We start from the raw sequence: 2,961 nt of genomic DNA, 5'->3' as shown, positions 1-2,961 counted from the left end.
GTTGAACTGGTGTAAGTCCATGAGCAGGGTAAGTTTCCCATTTTAAATAGAACCTTTGGCAGGTCGACCCTTGTCTTATCTCTTGGTGGTAAGATCCTTTATACACAATGCTTGAACTAGGTGTTCTTTCTAAACCAAGCAACAGAAAACCTACTTAAATCCTGCTTGTTTTATAACAACTGTATCGAGAATGGGTTCTTCGAGGATCAAGATGTTTTTGGAAACGTCGCTATGAGCATAGTTAACCTTAAAATATTCATTGATCATTGGTCTATCAGTTTCAACATTGAACGGTGTTGTTCCCAAAATTCTACGACCATCAACAAAAAATTCATAAAAAACAAAGTTGGAAGAATTCTCTTTTTGAATCGATATACATTTTGCCACTCCGGAAACATCCATGTTTCTATCTTTTTCGTCATCTACCAAGATTGAATCCTTTGTATTCCCGTTCCCATAATTATAGATATAGGCGACATTGAGACCTATCATAAAAAACAAATAAAGAAGTAGCAAATAGGTGCCTGCCCTTCTTTGGCCAGGCAATAAATGTTTGAATTCCTTAACATATCCTTTCCATTTTTCTTTATATAGGAATAAAATATAATGGGTAACTCCCAAGAAAATCACAATTGAAAATACAACCGGATACTTGCTAGAGGTGGCACTGAATAAATCAGGGAAAAAGACTAAAAGAATAAAGAATATTGAGAAAAAATGGGTAAAAGCTAAAAAAAGTACCGAAGTAAGATGCGCCTGATACCGCTCACTCGCAGAACCGGAGTACCATCTATACGAAATATAGAAAAAATATCTCAGAAATTTAGGAGGCTTTAACGTTGCCAGCCATGATCCCATTAATGCTTTATTTTTTTGATATGTACCCTTGGGGCCACATAGGTGTTATCGATTTTAACTTCAACTTCCTCTCGGTAAAAATCAGGTATGTTGTATTCCAAAGGCGGTTCATAATCCACTTCAAAAGTCAAGGATTTTAGTCTATTTCCATACAAAACCATAAACTCTTGCCTGAGTTTCATATCATACGCTTCTTGCGATATTCCACTTGGTTTTCCCCAATCACCGAAAGCTCCAAATGCATCGGCGATAAAATAGGTGCCCGATATGGCCCAACCTACTCCAGGTATAAAAGCAATGATACCCATCGTTACATCCAAAGCCGCCTTTTGGTATACTTCGTGCCTGTTTGAATCATTGCTCGTCATTGCATGACCTACTTCAAAGCTACTGAAAACAACGGAAACCCCGAAACAAACTTTACCTGCCAATTTAAGGCCTCCCACTGCCTTGCTCGCCCTTATTCGAGCACTATTAGCACTGACCTTTAGCCCTTGTTGTTTAAATCCAGTGGCATTTCTAATGTCATCAAAACTAGCCCATTGCCCATCGAGCATTTTCCATTTGCCCATACCATTGGCATAATTTCGGCCAGCCTGAGAAAAAGGATTCCTAAGAATATCATCATAATTAACATAGTGTTGAGCCATTGTGAATGTCTCTAACCCTCCAACAACCACAGCGGAACTACCTGTTAGTAATTCAGCTCCATTATAGAAAGGATCTTGATAGTACAAATTCGTATGAATGGTCGTGTTCATATCAAAATCATCGGCATTTCCTGCATAAGAAAATTCCTGACCTTTAGTGTTGGTGTCATAATCGATATAGGTTACCCTGAAATTGGTGGTCGGATCAAAGGCATTGACCGTTACCAAGGGGGCATTGCCCACTTCGGGCGAAGCGTTCATCTGAAATTCTATTTTACTTTCTTTTGAAAAAAGAAACCATTGATTCCCGTCGAAAACCTCTGTTCCTCCTTCAACATCTCTTACATAATCAGCCAAATCGACATTTATCTTTTGGGGACGTCCTACCAATGCTGAAAGCTCATCACCAGAGGAATTGCCAAGCATTGCCTGATCAATTTTGTAAAGATTTTTTGATATATCGACCCTTGTATTGTCAATTTGCACTTTCAGTAGATCCAAGTAAGCATCCCGTGGATCACTACCGTATGCATTTCTTTTGGCATCTGCCCAAGATTTAGAGATTGCCCGTTGAAGGATACTGTCTAGTTCTTTTAGTAATTCATCTTCCATGGGAATCTTTTTATAATCCCCAACGGTTTTCGAAGATCATATCCCCTATTTTAATCGTCTTTGCAGAGATTACGATACGCTTTTGCATAGGGGTAGCACTGTTGGCGTCGAAATTCTCGACCAATTTTACACAATACGCTTTGGTAAACTCAACCCTTTGTAGTTGTGACATGGCATCCCGCTTATAGAAGATAATACTTCCATCCTTGGTTTGGTCCGGAGAGGCCATCCAATGGAAAAGGTCGTATTTACCTTGTGATTCTAAAGTGATCATAATCTGGCCACCCAAGGGCTTGCCCGAAGGTTTCCCGGTGCTGTCCATAGATTGTTCAAAGTTATAGGTACAATGAAGTACATTGTACTCTTGACCATCAATAACAAGTTTAGCCAAAAAAGACATAATGGTGGGGTTTTATGTTTTTTAAACCTTTAAATAAAGGATATCTACTATTTACTTTGTTCGTAATCGGTATCCCATTCGGCGCCTTCATCACCTTTCTGGCCATCCATCTTGATCAAGAAGTTTTTCGCAGGGAAATACGGTTTTAATCGAACATCCAAATATATCCTATCTTTTTGATTGACATCCTGCTCAAAACGACGGATCTCAAAATCCTCGATCAATTTATCGGGACCGGTGATCTCATCCAAAAAGCGGACTATTTGGTTCTGGATTTCCTTTCTGGTTTTTGCATCAAAGTTTTCAAAAGCCCTTCTATTGAGGAAGTCCATCAATACTTTGGTAACATAGTCAAAAACACGTACTACGGAGTAGGTCTGCAATCCAAGATTATCCCCATTGAACAATGTCTTGGCAGAAAAAGCCATTACCTTTCCATAC

General features: G+C 39.1%; 3 protein-coding genes and 1 pseudogene. All 4 read right to left on the bottom strand.

The features are described 5' to 3' along the window. Positions 1-150: 150 nt before the first annotated feature. Positions 151-858, bottom strand: coding sequence for a hypothetical protein (locus WBM98_RS12585; protein ID WP_424366371.1), 708 nt, complete (start codon positions 856-858; stop codon positions 151-153). Then, positions 858-2,120: a hypothetical protein gene (locus tag WBM98_RS12580; RefSeq protein ID WP_424366370.1), complete on the bottom strand. Its 1,263-nt coding sequence runs from the start codon at positions 2,118-2,120 to the stop codon at positions 858-860. The genes WBM98_RS12585 and WBM98_RS12580 overlap by 1 nt, the downstream gene beginning before the upstream one ends. Before the next feature lie 10 nt (positions 2,121-2,130). Then, positions 2,131-2,520: a type VI secretion system tube protein TssD gene (tssD, locus tag WBM98_RS12575; protein WP_424366369.1), complete on the bottom strand. Its 390-nt coding sequence runs from the start codon at positions 2,518-2,520 to the stop codon at positions 2,131-2,133. 47 nt (positions 2,521-2,567) lie between these two features. Next, positions 2,568-2,961: pseudogene (locus WBM98_RS12570) on the bottom strand (type VI secretion system contractile sheath protein TssC); the annotation flags it as partial.

Origin of the sequence: Maribacter sp. (assembly GCF_049667165.1) — a bacterium.
Taxonomy (GTDB): Bacteria; Bacteroidota; Bacteroidia; order Flavobacteriales; family Flavobacteriaceae; genus Maribacter_A.
This window is presented reverse-complemented; position numbering and strand designations above follow the sequence as displayed.

Coding starts and splice junctions, on each gene's coding strand:
- WBM98_RS12585 (WP_424366371.1), bottom strand. CDS start 858: ATGGGATCATGGCTGGCAACGTTAAAGCCTCCTAAATTTCTGAGATAT.
- WBM98_RS12580 (WP_424366370.1), bottom strand. CDS start 2,120: ATGGAAGATGAATTACTAAAAGAACTAGACAGTATCCTTCAACGGGCA.
- tssD (WP_424366369.1), bottom strand. CDS start 2,520: ATGTCTTTTTTGGCTAAACTTGTTATTGATGGTCAAGAGTACAATGTA.